This is a genomic window from Bacillus sp. AFS017336, assembly GCF_002555445.1.
Classification (GTDB): Bacteria; Bacillota; Bacilli; order Bacillales; family Bacillaceae_G; genus Gottfriedia.
The window spans coordinates 25,751-43,601 of sequence record NZ_NUCO01000017.1 but is presented as its reverse complement, the minus strand read 5'-3'; the positions used below and the strand labels follow the sequence as shown (position 1 = coordinate 43,601).

The window sequence follows — 17,851 nt, the reverse complement described above, 5'->3', positions numbered from 1 at the left end:
AAACCCTGTTGCCAATTGGTAGCAGGGTTTTTTTGAGGATAAATTTTATCTTAAATGAAGTAATAGGAAAAGAACCATTGGATGCATTTGTTTTGTTTTCAGTGGTTCTTTTAGTCGTGTTAATAATTGAAAGAATCATGTCGAGTTCTGTTAAAAGTCCTCGAATTGTTAGCATTTTATGAGAATATTGACCTTAAAATAACACGCCTTCATACGATTGAGAGACATAATAATTATCTATATAATTCGAATTGTATGAAAAATCGAATGGAAGTAATTTCAATTAGAAATAGCTAAGCTTCAAAAGAAGTAATTAGTAACCGGCAATTTCAAATTGAGCCATTCAATTTTCCTCATCATTATTTTTATTATCGAGGAGTGGATTGAAAGGATGAAAAAGAAATTAAAAAAAGTTTCAACCGTTGCTCTAGGAGTAGGATTAGCTTCTAGCAGTTTACTAGCTTCATATTTGAGTACCTCTTCTAAAGTCCATGCAACTACGACAACTCAAAAAGTTATAATCAGCAATTCACCACTAGAAAATTCATCTAGAAGTTTGAATCAATCAGAGAAATTATTTAATAATTTAACTCCTGAGCAAAAGAAAGCTCTAGTAAGCTTACAATCAATTAACGATACGGGCTTACACTTAGCACCAAATATTGACAAAAATAGTTCAGAGGAAATCTCCATCATTGTTGAATTTAAACAACCTACATCAAAAGCCGCTGTATTAGAAGCAGCAACAGAAGGTAAAGTTTTAGACGAAAAAGAAGCAGATCAACTAGTAAATGATTCACATGCTTCTTTTAAAAATGATTTAGCAAAAGTATTTTCAGCAAGTGGAGCTAAGAAAGCCTCTACATACAAAGTGAATCGTACGTTTAAAACAACATTTAATGGTGTTTCGATGAAACTGCCTGCAAATCAAGTTGAAAACTTACTAAAATCCGAAACTGTTAAAGCGGTTTATAGTGATGTAGAAATTAATGCAGAACCGGCAGTTCAGACTAAAGATATTGCTCCAGAACAGATGGGGTTGGGAATGGCTGATGAGCGCTCTTATTTACAAGTGGACAAGTTACATGCTGAAGGTCATACAGGTAAAGGAATTAAAGTTGGAATTTTAGATACTGGTATGGATTATAACCATCCGGATTTAAAAGGAGCCTTTAAAGGTGGATACGACTTTATAGATAATGATAATGATCCAATGGAAACGACATACGAGGATTGGAAGAAATCAGGAAAGGTAGAAAAAAACTCAAGTGGTAATACATATTACACTGAACACGGTACGCACGTTTCAGGAACAATTGGCGGTCGAGGTGCAAATAACAGTAAATATGCAACAACAGGTATTGCCCCGGGTGCTGATTTATATGCATATCGTGTATTAGGTCCATATGGATCGGGTGTAACTAATGGAATTATCGCTGCACTTGATAAAGCGACTGAGGATGGTATGGACGTTATTAATATGTCATTGGGCTCCGCTACAAATAATCCGATGGATGTTTTAAGTATAGCGGTAAATAATGCTGTATTAAATGGGGTCACAGCAGTTTTATCTGCAGGTAATTCTGGTGATGGGATGTATATGTTAGGTACGCCAGGTGCTGCGGCATTAGCAATTACTGTTGGTGCAAGTGATGTACCTCTTACTGTGGCAAACTATAAAGGGACAATAGACACAGTCACAGCAGATTTACGTGCAATGGCGCTTGGGTATAATGATGATATCAAAAACCTAAAAGGACGATCGCTTCCAGTTGTTTATGCAGGAATGGGCGCAGCAGCTGATTTTACAGGAAAAGATGTAAAAGGAAAAATTGCTCTAATAAGCCGTGGGAATAATATTCCACTTGTTGATAAAATTACGGCTGCAAAAAATAATGGAGCAACTGCGGTGCTTTTATTCAATGATAATGCAGCAGAGGGACATATTCCTGCTTATTTAGCTGAAGGACAAAATTACATTCCAACATTTTCATTAAGCAATGTGGACGGATTAGCATTAAAAGAGAAGGTAGATGCTGGTAAAACTAGTTTCACTTTTGGTGAGATGAAGGAACTAAAAACCCAAGGTGATAATTTGGCTACATTTAGCTCTAGAGGACCTAGCCTAACTAATTATGATATAAAACCAGAAGTAGTTGCACCTGGAGTGACGATGATGTCTACGGTTCCATCTGATGTGGTAAACGGTGATAAAGGAGATAATTATGATAATGCTTATGCACGCTTATCAGGCACATCAATGGCATCTCCAGTTGTTGCTGGTATATCTGCACTTTTACTAGAATCAAATCCTAATTTACAGCCATCTGACGTTAAAAGTATTTTAATGAATACTGCAGATTCATTAAGCAAACCATATAGTGTTTTTGAGCAAGGCGCAGGACGTGTGGATCCATATGAGGCGATTCATTCAACTATAGAAATTACAGTTAAAGATAAAGCAAATACGATTGAAAATGGAGAAACGAAAGTAATTAATGAAGAAACAGGTGGACTTAGTTTCGGGAGAGCAGTTTTAACAGGAAAAGACATATCAGATTCGCGTTCCGTAAAGATTAGTAACAACGGGGAAAAAGCTAAAACATTTGATGTAAAAGTACAATATCAAACAGATTTAAGAGGATCAAAAGACGCAGAGAAAAACGGAGTTAAGGTTCTAACTGAAAATTCTATAAAAGTAAAAGGGAATAGTAGTAAAAAAACATCCGTGTTTTTATCGATTCCAAAAACCGCCGAAACAGGCATCTATGAAGGCTATGTAATCTATACTAACAAGAATAACCCTGCGGAAGTGTACCAAGTACCGTTTGGTGTAGCATATGAAGAAAACAAATTTGAAGCATTCGACATTTTAGGAACGCATGCAATTGCTGCAAACTCCACTTTTGATCAAAGTGTATTTTCAGTAAGTGGTTTTTTTGTGAACTTTAAATTAAAAGGACATGTAAAACGAATTGATTTCTTATATTTGGATCCAAAAACTGACAAAATCTTGGGACATTCAGGGTATGTTAGTGGAACTGGCCTAAATCCCAATACAAGCTATAATACGGCAAACCTAGGGTTTAGTACACCATTTACAGGTGATCAAAGTAAGCCGTTTTCTTCTGACCCTGGATATATGTCATCTCAATTTTATCATTTTACAGAATTTATTAAACATGGAAACTATAAATTTAGGGCAATTGCAACAGATGATCAAGGGAATACATTTAATTCAGACACTTATTTATTTGTAGATAATACTGCGCCAAAATTTAATATCACTTCTCTTCCTCATGGTGTTTACGAATATGAAGATGGACAAAAATCAGTTCTAGTTACGGGATCAATTGACGAAGACAATATTAAAGCGATGAATGAATATGGCTTTGCTAAGGATCAAACTGCAAATAAAGTAGCGTTTTATTATAATAGAGATTTACTAAAACCAGACAAAACAGCAAATACTGCAAATGGTAATGTTCCTTTAAATCCAGATGGTACGTTTAATGCGATGATGCCAATTGATGATACGATCCCAATTCTTCCAGTTCGTTTCTTTGGTGTAGGTGTATCAAGTGCAGTTGATTATCCGAACGCACAAGTAACCTATTTTGTAAAAAAAGGAACTCAATACGTAGCTGCTAAGCCAGATTATGTTAACCCAACGATGGGAGATACAGTTACTTACACACTAACAGCAAATAATGTTAAAAATTTAAATGATCAAACATTTACTTTTGATTATTTAGGGAAAAATTTTGAAATAGAAAGTGTATCTGTTCGTCCGGAATTGCTGAAAAAATCATCTAACGTACAGTTAGAACATAAAGAATTAGCTAGTAATGGAGAGTTGAATAAACATAAGATACATGTAGCAATAAATAATCCAGATGGCATAACTGGAACAACTCCAATGGTAGACGTTAAAGTAAAAGTAAAGAATGAAGAGTATTATGAAGGGATTTTACAATTACAAAATCTTACTTCTACTTATGTAAATACAGATAAAGCGGAAATTTCGGTACCTAGTTTATCGGTAGAATCTTATGTGAAACCATCGTTCTCACAATTAACATTTTCTCCTATTGCTGAAGGATTACATTACACGTTTGTTGGAAACCACGTAGACATGAGGGATTATACAAATATAGGTGCGACTGCATATGTTACCGATTCTAATAACAAAGTATACAATGGTACTGTAGTGTCTAATACTGTCACATCATCGATTTATGGGACATACCTATGGCCTAAAGCAACAATTAAGCTGCCTGTCACAAATAAAGAAATGATGTTCACTATTCATGTGCCAGGTCATTTTAAATATAGTAGACCAATTACATTGTTTAAACAAGCGGGTGATCAGTATCGTGGTGAATTGAACAATATGTATGGTGAAGTCCAATTAGAAGCCGGGGATGTGAACGGTGACCAAGTTGTTGACGTTATGGATGCAATTTATATGCAAACATATTGGGGTACGAATAAGCGTGCTACGGATATTAATTTTGATGGCAAGGTTGATATGACAGACTTTGCGTTTATTGAAAAAAATTACAAGTTAAAAAATCCATCAATGACTAAAGCACCAGAACCTAAATTAAAATATAAGGGTATGACAATAGACAAAATAAAAGCAGAATTAGAGAAAATGGAATAGTATTTAGTTTAGAAACAAACATGTTTAAACTTTTATGTTAGGACCCTACAGCTTAAAAGCATGGCAATCTTGCCGTGCTTTTTCTATTTTCATTGCTTTATGGTAATTTTTACGAATTTTCTAGTTTGAAAGATTAAAATGGTATTTTATAAATTAAATTAGTTAATTTATGGTAAAATTTACTTGGCAAGAAAATAGATTTGTAAAAAACATAATTTGGAGGATGTTTTTATGAATTTTAACCTAAAAGAAGCAATTGAAGTTTTAGAAAGAACACCCAAATCATTAGAATCATTTTTATCTGGTTTATCTCAATCTTGGTTAAACTGCAATGAAGGTGAGGGAACGTGGAATGCATCTGAGGTAATTGATCATTTAATTGAGTGTGAAAAAACAAATTGGATTCCGAGGTTAAATTGCATCTTATATAAAGAAGGTAACAGCCACTTTCCTCCGTTCGATCGTTTTTCGCATTTAAATGAAAAACATGAGAAATCAATCGAAGAAAGACTACTTGAATTCAAGAATGTAAGAACAGAAAATATAATTAAACTACAATTATTAGTTGATTCGAAAGAACATCTAGAGTTAGAAGGGATTCATCCAGAGTTTGGGCAAGTTAAGTTAAGAGAATTACTGTCTACTTGGGTCGTGCATGATTTAACTCATATCACACAAATTGCTAGGGTAATGGCAAAAAGATACAAAACTGATGTAGGACCATGGATTGCAAATTTGAGTGTTTTAAAATAAAGGTTAAGAAATAGTATTAACTTGCTTTAGATTACACTCGGAGATATCCGAGTTTTTTTATGCTAAACTAGTATTTAAAACATAGAGAAAAGTATATTTTTACATATTGAAGGAGAGAAGTTAGGTTGGATATCGTTCTACAAATTCTTATTTTAGTCAGTATAGGACTAGCTGCAGGAACAGTCGGTTCATTGATCGGATTAGGCGGGGGCATTATTATTGTGCCAATGCTGCTTAATATTGATCACTTTTTATCTGCTTTTTCGACTGTGCCGATTCATGTTGCGGTTGGAACTTCACTGATTACAATTGTGTTTTCTTCGCTCTCATCCACCCTTTCGTATCATAAGCAAAAACGAATTGATTATAAGAGTGGTATTTTATTTTTAATTGGTAGTGTTCCAGGTAGTTTATTAGGTACATATATCAATTCGCTTTTAAATACAGAGCGGTTTACGTTATTTTTTGGAATATTTTTAATCTGTATTTCAATCTTTCTATTTATTTCATCTAAATTAAATAAAAAATCGAAGGAAGTACATAAAGGGATTATACGTACATATACAAATGATGAGGGCGAAGCATATACATATAGTTATAGTCTATCACTCGCAATTTCATTATCGATTTGTGTTGGGATCATTTCAGGATTATTTGGAATTGGTGGAGGGATATTATTAGTCCCAATGATGGCATTTTTATTCGGTTTTCCTCCTCAATTGGCCGTTGCTACATCAATGTTTGTTGTAATGTTTACAACTCTTGGAAGTTCAATTTCATATATTACTTTAGGAGAAGTAAATTTCTATTACATCCTTTTACTTATACCAGGTGCATGGTTTGGTGGAAAGATTGGGGCATTTATTAATCAAAAATTAAAAACTGAAACGATTGCACTTATTTTGAGGTCAGTTGTGTTATTATATGGAATAAAATTAATTGTAGAAAATATTTAGATTAGGGATGGTGGAACAATGGAACCAAGTCAGACAATAAATATTCGATTGTTCCATACAAATGATATTCACAGCCACTTTGAAACGTGGCCAACAATTGTCGGTTTGCTTAAGTCTAAAAGAGAACTAGCTAAAGGAAAAGGCGAGGCGACACTTACTTTTGATATTGGCGATTTCGTTGATCGTTTTCATCCAATTTCGGAGGCGACATTAGGCAAGGGGAATGTGGAGCTTTTAAATGCTGCTCAATTTGATGCCGTTACAATAGGGAACAATGAAGGGATTACTTTATCTAAAAGTGAGCTTTTAAATCTTTACGCGGATGCAAAATTTGAGGTGTTGCTAGGTAATTTAACAATCTCAGATGTAGATACTAAGAGTTTTAGTAAACCTTATAAAATATATGAAAAAAGTGGAGTAAAGATTGGTGTAATTGGATTAACAGTAGCTTATCCTGTGTTTTATGAAACTTTAGGTTGGAGTATAAAAGATCCATTCGAAGCGTTGAATGAAATTCTCCCAATTGTAAGAGAACAATCAGATCTAGTTATTATACTTTCTCATTTAGGTATGAGGGATGATCAGAGAATCGCCGAGCAATTTTCGGGAGTTGATATTATTTTAGGCGCACATACTCATCATTTATTTCCAAATGGTGAATATGCTGGGGAAACTTTACTTTGTGGCACGGGTAAACATGGTAACTATTTAGGCGAAGTTTTAATTACTTTAAATAAAGAGTCGAAAAGTATAATAAATACTGAAGCTTCTGTTACTGAAGTACATAAAGAACCTAAATATTATCAAGATGAAACGACGAAAGTAGTGTTGGCTAATTTAATGAGGTTAAGTGGGGAAATTTTAAGTGAACCTGTGACACAGCTAACGAGTAACATGAATGTGAATTGGTTTAAAGATAGTCCATTGCCGAAATTATTAGCAAGTGCTCTTCGACAATGGACTAAGGCGGATGTAAGTATACTGAATTCAGGTATTTTGCTTGATGGATTAGCACAAGGTCATGTTAATAAGGGCGACATTCATCGGATATGCCCGCACCCAATTAATCCTTGTATCGTCCATTTATCTGGCAAGGAATTACTTGAAGCTTTAAATCGTTGTGAAGATAAAGAGTTAACTCATTTGAAGATGAAGGGCTTTGGTTTTAGAGGGAAAGTAATTGGAAGAATGGTCTACGATGGAATCATGATTGTTGATCGTGATAAGAAGAAGCACTTCAATCAAGAAGATATCTTCATAAACGGAGAAGGATTAGATTTAAATCGCAAATATATAATCGGAACTTTGGATTTATTTACTTTTGGTCATTTAATTCCGCAAATCCGTGATGCCGATCATAAAAGATTTTTCATGCCAGAATTTATTCGAGATGTATTATTTTGGGCTTTAAAAAGTGTATAAAATTTATCAAGATTAGACAGGCTTCAAATTCGTTTTTTTCTCATATTTTAGAATGAGAAAGGAGCGTTGAACTTGATCAATTTAAGCCCAATTACAATCGATAATCATACATTTAATGCTGTTACAGTCTTACTTCCAAAAACTACTTTATTGGTCGTCATGAATGACAACGGTTATATAATGTGTGGAGCATTAGATGTAGCTTTATTGAATGATAGATTACGCGATCGCAAAATTATTGCTGGCCGTGCAGTTGGCGTAAAAACAATAGAAGAATTATTAAATGCGCCTTTGGAGTCAGTTACGATTGAAGCTGAGAAATTCGGCATTCAAAAAGGAATGATTGGAAGAGACGCGTTATTAAAAATGGTATAAAAAGCCACTAAATTTTAGTGGCTTTTAGTATGTAGACAAGTACAAATAAATTTGATTTTCCATACTGTTGAGAAAAGAACAAAAAGAATCAATGTATTAACTGTTACGGTGCGCCATATATTTAATTAAAAAGTAGTCCAGGGAGAAATCTATGAGAGTTGTCGAAACATCAACACTTGTTCCGGGTATGATTTTAAGAAAACCAATATACAATGAACATGGAAACAAAGTCGTTAGTGCGAATATTCCTTTAACGGAAAAGATGATTAAGCGGTTACATGAATTAAATGTACTATACGCATTTGTACATGCTCTAAAATCAGAAAGCATAAAAACAGAGACTGCAATTTCAGACGAAATGCACGTTGATAATATAAAAAAAATAAATGACACTTTCGTTAAATTCAAAAACGAAGCACATTATCTAAATTGGCTTTCATTAGAAAAGGTTGCACCTAAACTTAAAGGTAGAATAGAATCATTTCTAAATGAATTAATACTTAATAAAGATGTTCTAGCTTTATTGTCGAGCGTATTATTGTATGATGAAAACATATTTGCACATTCATTAAATGTAACGCTATATTCATTAGCAATTGGAATCAAGTTAGAACTAAATACAAGCGAGCTAGATTTATTAGGATTAGGTGCTCTTTTACATGATGTTGGGAAAATGGCTGTTCCAAAAAAAGTCTTAAATAAACCGGACCGTTTGACTGAAGAAGAATATGAGTTAATTAAACAACATACATTTGCAGGATACGAATTGTTACGGGATACAATAAATCTTCATCCAATAGTTGCACAGTGTGCATTACAACATCATGAAAGGATTAACGGAAGTGGTTATCCAAATGGTATTCCTGGCAAGGATATACACCTATTTTCAAAAATAATTGCGGTTGCTGACTTTTATGATGCTGTTACTTCAAACAGAGTTTATAGACAAGCAATGCTACCGAGTGAAGGATTAAATCTTTTAAATAGCGGTATTGATAAATTATTTGATGCTAAATTAGTCGGGATATTTAAAGACATACTAACGATCTATCCGACCGGATTAAATGTAAAGTTAAGTGATGGAAGAAGTGGGATTGTTACAAGACAAAACGAGGCAGTTACAGATCGTCCAATAATTCGAATTAGTGAAGAAAACAGTAAAAAGTTAAGTATTCCTTACGAAGTGAATCTAATGAATGAATTAAGTTTGATAATTATCGAATGTGATCAAACGTTAAAACAAAGAGTTTATCAATAATCGAGATGTTTCAATGAAATAGTTGGAACATCTTTTTTTGTGCTCTAAATACTATAAGAATGAACAGGCAGTGACATGCATACCCATTAGTAAGGGGGCATGGATACAATGAAAAAATTTAAGTATAGACGTGTTCCAAAGAAAAAAATTTTTGTTTCAAAGAATAAATCATTAGTTGGTTTTAAATTAGGACCTACTCAAATTTTTCAATCAATAAATAAAGTACTCCCTAATAAATATGTTGTGATTAGCATTGTCTTTTTAATCTTCTCTATCTATTCATTTTGGAAAATTGATAAAATGTTCTCACCTACAATTTTAAAGTATTCTGAGAAACAAACGAGACGAATTGCCTCTTCAATTGTAAACGAAGCATATGAATCTGCTTCTAAGGAATTAAAGGGACAGGATATTATCGTTAGAGATGTAGATGGAAATGGAAAAGAAGTGATTAGTACGAATACATATTTAATCAATAAGATTATTGGTTCTACTACACGACATGTTGAAGAAAACATACGTAGAGTTGAAAATGGGGATCTTTCATTTTTATCCTTATCGAGTGCAGAAAAGAAAAAAATGAAGACAGACCATGACGGACTCTATTTAAAGGTTCCAATAGGTGTCGTTACAAATACAGTACTATTAGGTAAACTCGGACCTACCATTCCGGTGCGCTTTTCTGTAGTAGGCGATACGGTAGCAAATGTTTCGCAGAAAGTTAAGCCTTTTGGATTTAATAATTCTGTAGTTGAAATTATTATGAATGTGGAAGTAAACATGAATGTAATTATTCCATTTAGTACAAAATCAACAAAGGTTAAAGTTGAAGTACCGATTGCTACTGAAATTATTGATGGAGAAGTACCAAATTATATTCCATTTACACCGAATACAAAACAAATACCGTCAATAACAAATGGAAAAAAATAAACTATTCAAAAGAGCGTAAGGGTGTCCTAAAAGGTCAGAGGATCTGACTATTGGATGCCCTTTATTCACGTTCCACATGCTTACTTTCAATAAAAAGAGGATGCCCATAAAAAAATAATCATGGGGCAGCCTCTTTTTATGTTATTTTTTATTTCTATTTTGTCGTTCCCACAGTCGAAGTCTAGGATATGGATCATAAGACCATTCACCATAGCCGTTATCTTTGTATATGCCATAATGTAGATGAGGTGGGAACTTCCCTGATGTGCCAGGAGGTCCATAGCCAGTACTTCCAACATAGCCAATTAGTGTACCAGGCTCAACTATTTGCCCCCTTTGAATATCTTTATTAAAACCACCTAAGTGAGCGTAGTAATGATAGTTATTATTTAAGTCTCGAATTCCGATTCTCCATCCTCCAATTCGATTCCAACCTTTTGTTTCAATAACTCCATAGCAGGTTGATCTCACTGGCGTCCCATAATTTGCGAATATATCGGTCCCTTCGTGAACTCTTCGTCCACCGAAACTTCGAGGAGCACCCCAAGTACTACGGTAACTATGTGTACTATTAATTGGTAATGGGAAAGCATTTCCTTCAATATTTAATTTTCCAAAGTATTGATATATTCGAGCATACTCATCGATCATATCAACAGTTATTGCTCTTTGGTAATAATCCCAAAGCATCATTCGAATATATTGTCTTGTTGGTCCATAGAAATGTAAACGATGAATAAAAGTGTATAAGATATCCTCATCATCCTCTACTGATGCTTTACCATCATTATTTCCATCTAAACCAATCCCACTAAATAAATGAATAGTAGGAGCGTAAGTGTCTTTCTTAACTGGATTTGAAAGTCCGCTCCAATCCTCAGGCTTAATATAGATTGAAAGGACTCCATTTTCACGTTTTGGTATATCTCTTCTTACACTTCGTACATTTCGTTCATATGTATCGATAGCCGCAAAATAATACCAAGGAATAAAGGTTAGTGTTTCACCTTTTTTATATAAGGCCATTCGTTCTTTATTTAGCTCGGCTTGATCAATTTCTTCTGCATTTGTAAATGATGGTACTATGAAGATAACCACCATACAAAAAAGTACAATTATTTTTTTCAAAACCATCATCCTTTAAATTGATTTATATTTATATTTATAGTTTGGTTAAAGGAGCAACTTTCATAAATGGAAATTATAGGGATAATCAAACGAAAGTTTTTCATATCGACGAAAAATGTAGTAATATATATACTATTGGAAGAAAAAATGAAATAAGTCGTTAACGAATAAACGTTGGAGGAATTTCAAATGGCATCAAAAAAGGAAGAATATTTAAGAAAGCCAGAGTGGCTAAAAATAAAGTTAAATACAAATGAATCTTACACAGAATTAAAAAAAATGATGCGTTCAAAAAATCTTCACACTGTTTGTGAAGAAGCTCGTTGTCCAAATATCCACGAATGTTGGGCAGTTAGAAAAACAGCTACTTTTATGATTTTAGGGGCTGTTTGTACTCGTGCTTGTCGTTTTTGTGCTGTAAAAACTGGCTTACCAACTGAACTTGATTTACAAGAGCCAGTACGTGTAGCTGAATCAGTAACACAAATGAACTTAAAGCACGTTGTAATTACAGCGGTTGCTCGTGATGATTTAAGAGATGGTGGAGCAGCTGTATTTGCTGAAACAGTTAAAGAAGTTAGAAAAGCGAATCCATTTACTACAATCGAAGTTTTACCTTCTGATATGGGTGGGAAATTTGAAAACCTTAAAATGTTAATGGATGCAAAACCAGATATTATGAATCACAATATTGAAACGGTTAGAGAGTTAACTCCACGTGTTCGTGCAAGAGCTACGTATGACAGATCACTTGAATTTTTACGTAGAGCAAAAGAGATTAACCCTAGCATTCCTACAAAATCGAGCATCATGCTTGGTCTTGGTGAAACAAATGAACAAATTTACGAAGCAATGGATGATTTACGTGCAGCAGGTGTAAATATCATTACTTTAGGTCAATACTTACAACCAACAAAAACACATTTAACTGTAAAGAAATATTATACTCCTGACGAGTTTGCAGCACTGAAAGAAATAGCATTAGGAAAAGGCTTCTCGCATTGTGAAGCTGGACCATTAGTTCGTTCTTCATATCATGCTGACGAACAAGTAGAGGCAGCTAAACAAGCATAATAATAAAGCACTAGCAATTTATGCTAGTGCTTTATTCATTATTTTGAAATTTGATCAAAATGCATGCTTTGTTTACTTATGTCAAAGCCGTCAGCCAGTTCTTGTATATTTTGTTCTAATTGTCCATCATTAAGTTGGCCGTACTTATTTAAATCCTCGATACTATTTATATTTTTCATTGAATTAGAAGTATAGATATGATAATAAGTAGGTAGTGCAGATTGTGCCGTTTTTTCGACCTGTGATTTAATTAGTGCTTTATCTCCAGTTGCTCGATAAGCAATCAAAACTTCTTGGTCTGTCACTAATGTAGCTGCATCATCTATATCTGGTAACTTTACAACTAAATATGAGATGAATTTTGATACTTCTTGTTTATCAATTGTTAGTGTATAATCACCATCTTTACCTAAAACATCTTGCTTTTGTAGTCTAGAAAAGCCATAATCTTTGTAAGAGTTATTTGACATTTTAGCGTTTACATCACCTAAGTCCATTGGCTTTGTATTTAATTGTTTAGGTGTTGGATTTGATCGATGTTCACTTTGATATGTTACGTCTTGATAATCTAATTGTCTTGATTTACTTGGACCTAATGAACAGCCAGTTAATAAAAATAAAGTTAACAAACAAACTAAATATTTTCGCATATTAATACCACCTTTTAATAATCAATGTAAAATTAGTATGCCAAAAATGTTGGTTACATATTTATGGGAGTAAAAGGAAGGAGAATACAATTTGGTTTGCGTACAGAATATTTGTTATGAAATAGTTGAAGATTACCGTGAAGGATTCAATGAAGAAGCCTTTAAAGCTAGATATGCTGAAATCCTGTCAAAATACGATTACATCGTAGGAGACTGGGGCTATGAGCAGCTTAGACTAAGAGGATTTTTTGATGATTCTCAAAAAAATGTCCCTTATGATTCTAAAATCAGCACGTTGCGTGAATATATTTATGAATACTGTAATTTTGGATGTAAATATTTTGTTGTAAAAAAAGTAAAAAACTGATGGCTCTCCATCAGTTTTCTTTATTTTCTAGCTGTGGATAAAATTATTTTTTGATTTTTTTAAACAGTATGAACCTTGTGGATAAGTTTGAATCTTTCAACAAAAATGTGTATAAGTGAGGACTTAATCACAAAAAAAGTGGACAACTTTATAGTTATCCACTTTTTTCTGATTATTTAATAAAAATAGTTTATTTATCCACAAGAAATTAGTAAATGATTTCATTTAAGAAATCTAATAAATCAGCAGCCTTTTCTTCAGAAATTCCAAAAGCAAATTCTAAATATCCTTCTTCTTTTAAATCATCTTGTCCAATAATTGCAAATCGGTTACTTAGCATATCTAAAACGATAACTTTTCCATAATGACGATCTGAATAGATTAAAGCAAGATCATGTCTTTGTTCTTCCCCCATATAGCTTACAAAACGGGTTTTTGCTTGAGTAGTGTCATCATATAAGAAAAAACGATCAGACATTTTTAATTCCTCCATTATACTAAATTAAGATGATGATGATATTTAATATGTCACACAATTTACGTCTTATTTCTCATTCTAATTGAATGAGCTTCGACTAAATTACTGCATAAAGTTTCCTTCTAGTAATTCACCCGAAGTAACTTTTAAAGCAATATAAAATGCATCATCACACTTTATAAAACATTTTAAATTGCATATAGGGCTATTTTTCTTCATTATTCAAAGGTACTAAACGGGCTTTTATGTTTCAACCTTATAGTACAAATTCATACTTCAAAAATTAACCCGAAAAAATATTCACCTATATAATATAACAAAATTCGGTAAGAAACGCTTTCATTTGTCGATTTTTTTCGAATTTAGCTATAAAATAAATATATGTCCGTAAAATGTAGAAGATAGAATTGAGAAGGAAGTGTACATATGTACTTTGTAAATCGTCAAAACATATTAGATCGAATTGAAGTAATAAACTCAATGCTTGAATTTTATGAGTCAAATAGCCAACCAAAGAATAAAACAGACGAGTTAGCTTTGGAAAGAATGACACATCTATTAATTGACAGTATGTTAGATATTGGTAATACAATGATTGATGGCTTTATAATGAGAGATCCAGGAAGTTATGATGATATTGTCGATATTTTAATGGATGAAAAAGTAATTACTACTTCTATTGGAGATTCAATAAAAAAATTAATTCTGATTCGAAAACATTTATTACAAGACTATACAGTTAAAATTACTGAAAATATAGTAATTACATTAAGTGAAAATATAGAAGCATACAAAGAATTCCCGATTGCGGTTCAAACTTTTTTAGATAAAGAGCTAGGTGTAATCAATGCTTTTAGTAGCGATGAAGAAAAATAAATTATAGTTTGTTTACATTCTTTCGAAGTGAACAGTCTGACTAGTAAGGAGTGTCAAAATGAAACAATATAAAGGATACTTGATCGACTTAGATGGTACTATGTATCGTGGAGAGGAACAAATAGAAGAGGCGAGTCATTTTATTAAGGCTCTGAAGGAAAAAAATATTCCTTATCTTTTTGTAACAAATAACTCTACACGTAGACCAGAACAGGTAGCCGATAAACTTAATTCGTTCAATATACCAACTACAAAAGAACAAGTATTTACAACAAGCAATGCAACGGCAAACTTCATAAAAGAGAAAAAAGCAGATGCAACTGTTTATATGATTGGTGAAGAGGGCTTAGAATTTGCTTTAGAAGAAGTTGGTTTGACAATTACAGATGAGAATCCTGATTTTGTTATTAGTGGTCTAGATCGAGATATTAATTATGAGAAATTAGCTAAAGCATGTATCGCGGTAAGAAATGGAGCTACGTTTATCTCAACCAATGGTGATATCGCTATTCCTACTGAAAGAGGTTTATTACCAGGAAACGGTTCATTAACTTCCGTAATCGCTGTATCGACTACAGTAAAACCAATTTTTATAGGGAAGCCAGAAGCAATCATTATGGAGCAAGCATTAAAAGTATTAGGAGTTGCTAAAGAGGATACTTTAATGATTGGGGATTACTATGATACTGACATCATGGCAGGGATCAATACTGGTGTGGACACATTAATTGTTCATACTGGTGTTACGACTAGAGAGATGCTTTCAAGTTACGAAAAGCAACCTACATATTCAGTAGATTCATTAGAAGAGTGGATTAAATACATTTAATACTATAAAAAGGACTCATAAGTAATTAGCTTATGAGCCCTTTTTTTATTCATCCCCAGCTTTAAGTTGATCAGCTTTTTTATGCGCTGCGCGATGCGCAAGACGACTAGATGCAGCAGCTGCAATAGCTCCAACAATATCATCTAAAAACGTATTCACTAAACCAGTTGATTTGTCATTTAATCGTTCTAAAATACCAGGTTTTAATTTATCAATATAACCGTAATTTGTAAAACCAATTGAACCATATACATTTACAATTGATAAGGCAATTATTTCATCAATGCCATAAAGGCCTTCATCTTTTTTAATAATAGCTAACAAAGGCTCCTGAAGTTTATCTTGCTCTGCTAAGATATCTAATTCAATACCAGTAATGATAGCATTTTGTATCTCACGTTTTGTTAAGACTCGTTCAACATTGTGTTTACACTCATCCATAGATAAGTTTTCATGGTATTTATTTTGTAAAAAGTATACTAAATCAGCAATATCATCGAGTGTTACACCTCTTTTTTCTAACAACGATAATGCAGTCTTTTCTAAATCGTGATTTAAATAATCCATGTCATCACCTTTTCCTTATCGATTAATTTAATTACTGTAAATTCTCGGGACTTTGTCTACACACTGAATTGTTACTTTATTTAATTAAGAAATAAGAGGATTAATTATATATGATTCGATACCAGAACATTATTCCCCTTTATAAAAAAAGCTAATAATAGATAAAAAATTATGAAGCGTGTTAATTGCATATGTGGCTAGCAACTTACTACTACTTTTCGAGATGTCTAGTTGCGACGGGGAGCCCTGTTAGGTCATAAGCCAAACCCAAATAAAGGTTAAAAAGCAACGGCTTGTCATGGCTGAGCAACCCGCTTCCACTTTTCTAATATACTACGTCATTTTCTCCTTTTTTGTGTATGGCCATTCGGTTTATCTGTTGAAAGTAAAAAGTATGGTACAGGTTTTGGGATTTGTGACATATATATTAATAAGTAGTTTATAGAAGGATGTGAGTGATGATGTTTATTCGCAACCAAAACATCATTCAAGACATGTTTCATCATTATCAAATTCAACCAGCAGAATTACTTCAAGTACAGTCATATTACATGTTTTGGCAGCGGAATAGGGTGTATTTTTTAGCTCCTATTGGCAGTTTAAAAGAGGACGATTTGCAGGAGATGAAAGGCTTAAGTGACTTTATGAGCTCAACAGGAGATCAGTCAGTCGCAACTTTTGTTCAAAATGTTCAAGGGTATTATGTGAGTAAAATTGATGGGAATAATTATTCCTTATTTAAAAGTACGAGACAAAACGAACGCAGTAATAATTATGGGGAAGAACTAGCAACGTTTCATTTGAGAGGCAGAAAATATTCAGAGGAATTAAAAAGGTTAAATAGGATTGGTCAGTGGAAGAATTTATGGGAGAAACGGCTAGAGCAATTAGAAAGATTTTGGCAAAATAAAGTAAATAGCCACCCAGATAATTTTTTTGAACAAATTTTTATTGAATCCTTTCCTTATTATCTTGGAATGACCGAGAATGCGATCCAATATGTTGTAGACACTGAATTAGATGATACCCCTCAAGTTGTTGATGCAGCAACAATCTGTCATCAAAAAATGACGGAGCGTCGACTAAAAGAGATTCATTTTGCAAAAGTTCCAATTGAGTGGATTTATGATCATCCGAGCCGTGATCTTGCTGAATGGGTGAGAGATGAATATCTAGAGAACACGGATAATTATCAAAAGAAAATCCTTTCATTTTTTTATGGTTATGAAAAGAAAAGTCCTTTATCAACGTTTGCTTGGCGGTTATTATTTGCTAGGTTACTTTTTCCAGTTCATTATTTTGAAACAGTCGAAGGCTACTATTTGGCTAGAAGTGATTCAGAAAGAAAGAGGTATGAACGCAAGCTAGTTTATTATCTTGAAAATACAAAGGAATTTGAGTCTTTTTTAGGTGGGTTTTATGATTTAATCGGATTACCAACATCAAAGTTAGGTATCCGAGAAATTAATTGGTTAAAATAGCAGATTCAGACTGTGAAAAACAAAAAAGAGAGGGGAAT

The 17,851-nt window shown here is 33.2% G+C and carries 16 protein-coding genes; 12 read left to right on the top strand and 4 right to left on the bottom strand.

Annotated elements, in window-relative coordinates:
* The first annotated feature begins 391 nt into the window (after positions 1 to 391).
* From CN601_RS08555 to yunB, 7 genes are all read left to right on the top strand, one after another.
* A complete protein-coding gene (locus CN601_RS08555; protein WP_098170785.1) occupies positions 392 to 4,666 on the top strand; it encodes a S8 family serine peptidase in 4,275 nt (1,424 codons plus the stop codon).
* Between the two features lie 231 nt (positions 4,667 to 4,897).
* Positions 4,898 to 5,419: a DinB family protein gene (locus CN601_RS08550; RefSeq protein ID WP_098170784.1), complete on the top strand. Its 522-nt coding sequence runs from the start codon at positions 4,898 to 4,900 to the stop codon at positions 5,417 to 5,419.
* Between the two features lie 125 nt (positions 5,420 to 5,544).
* Entirely contained in the window at positions 5,545 to 6,375 is an 831-nt protein-coding gene (locus CN601_RS08545) for a sulfite exporter TauE/SafE family protein (protein WP_257131650.1), read from the top strand.
* A gap of 18 nt (positions 6,376 to 6,393) precedes the next feature.
* Positions 6,394 to 7,797, top strand: coding sequence for a bifunctional metallophosphatase/5'-nucleotidase (locus CN601_RS08540; RefSeq protein WP_098170783.1), 1,404 nt, complete (start codon positions 6,394 to 6,396; stop codon positions 7,795 to 7,797).
* A gap of 72 nt (positions 7,798 to 7,869) precedes the next feature.
* A complete protein-coding gene (locus CN601_RS08535; protein WP_098119625.1) occupies positions 7,870 to 8,172 on the top strand; it encodes a YunC family protein in 303 nt (100 codons plus the stop codon).
* A 151-nt stretch (positions 8,173 to 8,323) separates the two neighbouring features.
* Positions 8,324 to 9,430, top strand: a complete 1,107-nt coding sequence (locus CN601_RS08530; protein WP_098170782.1) for an HD-GYP domain-containing protein — start codon at positions 8,324 to 8,326, stop codon at positions 9,428 to 9,430.
* Positions 9,431 to 9,538: 108 nt separating this feature from the next.
* The gene (yunB, locus tag CN601_RS08525) at positions 9,539 to 10,363 is read left to right on the top strand and encodes a sporulation protein YunB (RefSeq protein WP_179865496.1); all 825 of its coding nucleotides are present in this window, start codon (positions 9,539 to 9,541) and stop codon (positions 10,361 to 10,363) included.
* Positions 10,364 to 10,504: 141 nt separating this feature from the next.
* On the opposite strand, the gene CN601_RS08520 is transcribed toward yunB, so the two are convergent.
* Positions 10,505 to 11,497: a M23 family metallopeptidase gene (locus CN601_RS08520; protein WP_098119622.1), complete on the bottom strand. Its 993-nt coding sequence runs from the start codon at positions 11,495 to 11,497 to the stop codon at positions 10,505 to 10,507.
* Positions 11,498 to 11,680: 183 nt separating this feature from the next.
* Here CN601_RS08520 and lipA point away from each other — a divergent pair, with 183 nt between their 5' ends.
* Positions 11,681 to 12,565, top strand: coding sequence for a lipoyl synthase (gene lipA, locus CN601_RS08515; RefSeq protein ID WP_098119621.1), 885 nt, complete (start codon positions 11,681 to 11,683; stop codon positions 12,563 to 12,565).
* 38 nt (positions 12,566 to 12,603) lie between these two features.
* On the opposite strand, the gene CN601_RS08510 is transcribed toward lipA, so the two are convergent.
* Positions 12,604 to 13,215, bottom strand: coding sequence for a YhcN/YlaJ family sporulation lipoprotein (locus tag CN601_RS08510; protein WP_098119620.1), 612 nt, complete (start codon positions 13,213 to 13,215; stop codon positions 12,604 to 12,606).
* A 91-nt stretch (positions 13,216 to 13,306) separates the two neighbouring features.
* Between CN601_RS08510 and CN601_RS08505 the strand changes: the two genes are divergently transcribed.
* Complete coding sequence (locus tag CN601_RS08505) at positions 13,307 to 13,582, top strand: YutD family protein (RefSeq protein WP_098119619.1); 276 nt, start codon at positions 13,307 to 13,309, stop codon at positions 13,580 to 13,582.
* Between the two features lie 208 nt (positions 13,583 to 13,790).
* Here CN601_RS08505 and CN601_RS08500 read toward each other — a convergent pair whose 3' ends face one another.
* A complete protein-coding gene (locus tag CN601_RS08500; RefSeq protein WP_098170780.1) occupies positions 13,791 to 14,060 on the bottom strand; it encodes a DUF3055 domain-containing protein in 270 nt (89 codons plus the stop codon).
* A 426-nt stretch (positions 14,061 to 14,486) separates the two neighbouring features.
* Here CN601_RS08500 and CN601_RS08495 point away from each other — a divergent pair, with 426 nt between their 5' ends.
* Together CN601_RS08495 and CN601_RS08490 are read left to right on the top strand one after the other, a co-directional pair.
* Positions 14,487 to 14,936, top strand: a complete 450-nt coding sequence (locus CN601_RS08495; protein ID WP_098119617.1) for a DUF86 domain-containing protein — start codon at positions 14,487 to 14,489, stop codon at positions 14,934 to 14,936.
* A gap of 58 nt (positions 14,937 to 14,994) precedes the next feature.
* Positions 14,995 to 15,765, top strand: coding sequence for a TIGR01457 family HAD-type hydrolase (locus CN601_RS08490; protein ID WP_098170779.1), 771 nt, complete (start codon positions 14,995 to 14,997; stop codon positions 15,763 to 15,765).
* A gap of 45 nt (positions 15,766 to 15,810) precedes the next feature.
* Here CN601_RS08490 and CN601_RS08485 read toward each other — a convergent pair whose 3' ends face one another.
* Entirely contained in the window at positions 15,811 to 16,332 is a 522-nt protein-coding gene (locus CN601_RS08485) for a phosphatidylglycerophosphatase A family protein (protein WP_098119615.1), read from the bottom strand.
* Between the two features lie 482 nt (positions 16,333 to 16,814).
* Between CN601_RS08485 and yutH the strand changes: the two genes are divergently transcribed.
* Positions 16,815 to 17,813 (top strand): spore coat putative kinase YutH, encoded by a 999-nt coding sequence (yutH, locus tag CN601_RS08480; protein WP_098119680.1) that lies wholly within the window; start codon positions 16,815 to 16,817, stop codon positions 17,811 to 17,813.
* Positions 17,814 to 17,851 lie beyond the last annotated feature (38 nt).

Bases quoted from the DNA above. Each gene is read 5' to 3' on its own strand.
- CN601_RS08500 (WP_098170780.1), bottom strand. From the start codon at position 14,060: ATGTCTGATCGTTTTTTCTTATATGATGACACTACTCAAGCAAAAACC.
- CN601_RS08550 (WP_098170784.1), top strand. From the start codon at position 4,898: ATGAATTTTAACCTAAAAGAAGCAATTGAAGTTTTAGAAAGAACACCC.
- CN601_RS08510 (WP_098119620.1), bottom strand. From the start codon at position 13,215: ATGCGAAAATATTTAGTTTGTTTGTTAACTTTATTTTTATTAACTGGC.
- CN601_RS08495 (WP_098119617.1), top strand. From the start codon at position 14,487: ATGTACTTTGTAAATCGTCAAAACATATTAGATCGAATTGAAGTAATA.
- yunB (WP_179865496.1), top strand. From the start codon at position 9,539: ATGAAAAAATTTAAGTATAGACGTGTTCCAAAGAAAAAAATTTTTGTT.
- CN601_RS08485 (WP_098119615.1), bottom strand. From the start codon at position 16,332: ATGGATTATTTAAATCACGATTTAGAAAAGACTGCATTATCGTTGTTA.
- lipA (WP_098119621.1), top strand. From the start codon at position 11,681: ATGGCATCAAAAAAGGAAGAATATTTAAGAAAGCCAGAGTGGCTAAAA.
- CN601_RS08530 (WP_098170782.1), top strand. From the start codon at position 8,324: ATGAGAGTTGTCGAAACATCAACACTTGTTCCGGGTATGATTTTAAGA.
- CN601_RS08490 (WP_098170779.1), top strand. From the start codon at position 14,995: ATGAAACAATATAAAGGATACTTGATCGACTTAGATGGTACTATGTAT.
- CN601_RS08520 (WP_098119622.1), bottom strand. From the start codon at position 11,497: ATGGTTTTGAAAAAAATAATTGTACTTTTTTGTATGGTGGTTATCTTC.
- CN601_RS08555 (WP_098170785.1), top strand. From the start codon at position 392: ATGAAAAAGAAATTAAAAAAAGTTTCAACCGTTGCTCTAGGAGTAGGA.
- CN601_RS08540 (WP_098170783.1), top strand. From the start codon at position 6,394: ATGGAACCAAGTCAGACAATAAATATTCGATTGTTCCATACAAATGAT.